The sequence below is a fragment of the Glycomyces sp. NPDC021274 genome (genome assembly GCF_040641195.1).
Lineage (GTDB): Bacteria > Actinomycetota > Actinomycetes > Mycobacteriales > Micromonosporaceae > Glycomyces.
Genome location: NZ_JBFADC010000101.1, coordinates 1 through 1,178 on the forward strand (window position 1 = coordinate 1; position 1,178 = coordinate 1,178).

Below are 1,178 nucleotides of genomic sequence, written 5' to 3' on the forward strand. Positions count from 1 at the left end.
CGAGGACGTCCACCAGGGCGTCGACCCGGTCCGCGTCCAGTCCCCCGGTGGCCGTGGTCAGCGAGGACGAGCCGACCTTCACCACGATCCGGCGGGCGTCTTCCACGTCCTGCCTGTGCCCTGCCACCTGCATACCCCTGTGTTCGCCCGTGCTCGTCCGTGTTCGGCTGTAGCAGCCGATGCATTTAGCCGTACGGAATCCGTACAGCGGCAATCTACGGCAGCACCCCCTGCGGACGCCTCGCCATATCGCCTGGCGGACGCCCCCGCGGACACCGGGATCCGTGCATTTCGAGTCGAGGCTGAAAAAATTAAGACGGATATTGGCGCTCGAAGGTTGCGTTCGATTGGTCCGTTTCGCGGTGAAGAGAGCCACATCAGATTGGCACCAAGGCCAACGAGGTCATACGGTCGGGTGTCCATCGGTCCCGTTTCGTCGCCTCGGCGGCGTCGCAGCGCGGGACCGGCCGCCGTCCCCGGCCTCCCCCCATGACCTTTCTGCTGCCAGGAGCTCTCTCCCGTGCCTTCCGCCGGAATCGCCCCCAGACGAGCCGTCCAGCTCGCGGCGCTCTTCGCGATGATGGTCGCGTTCACCGCCCAGCTGATCGGCGCGCTGCTGCCCGTCATTCCGCTGTTCATCGCAGCGTCAGTGGTCAACCTGGGGCTTGACCTGGTCCTCCAGCACCAGCAGCCGGCCCTGCTCGCCCTGCTCGGCCGGATCCGCTTCGATGTGACGGTACGTCAGCTGCTGCGGGACATACTGATGTTGGTCGGCCTGCTGCACATCGACGGCATCAACCCCCTGGAGGAGCAGGCCCCCCTCACCATCACCCTGCTCGCCTTCTACGGCACCCACTTCGTGTGCCAGGCGGTCGCGGTCCTGGTCCGCCGCTCCCGGAGCCTGCCGTTCGTCACCCGCAACATCGACGCGAGCGCGCTGGGACTCGCCGACGCCCCGCCGCGGCTCCTCTACCGCCAGACGGGCCGGCGGCTGCTGCGCTTCTCGGTGCCCACCACGACCGGAATGATGATCACCGCGGTCACCGGCAACGTCTTCTGGGGCGGCATCGGCATCGGCGTCGCCCTGCTGCTCTCGGCCGGCGGCACCCTCTACTTGAGCAGCTGGCTGCTGCCCGGCAAACAGGTCGTCGGCGAGCAGCGCGCCCTGGCCTGGCTGG

The 1,178-nt window shown here is 68.0% G+C and carries 2 pseudogenes; one reads left to right on the plus strand and one right to left on the minus strand.

Annotated features, from left to right (window positions below):
- A pseudogene (locus tag AB0I03_RS26890) lies at positions 1–127 on the minus strand (glutamate 5-kinase); the annotation flags it as partial.
- A gap of 393 nt (positions 128–520) precedes the next feature.
- Here AB0I03_RS26890 and AB0I03_RS26895 point away from each other — a divergent pair.
- A pseudogene (locus tag AB0I03_RS26895) lies at positions 521–1,178 on the plus strand (hypothetical protein); the annotation flags it as partial.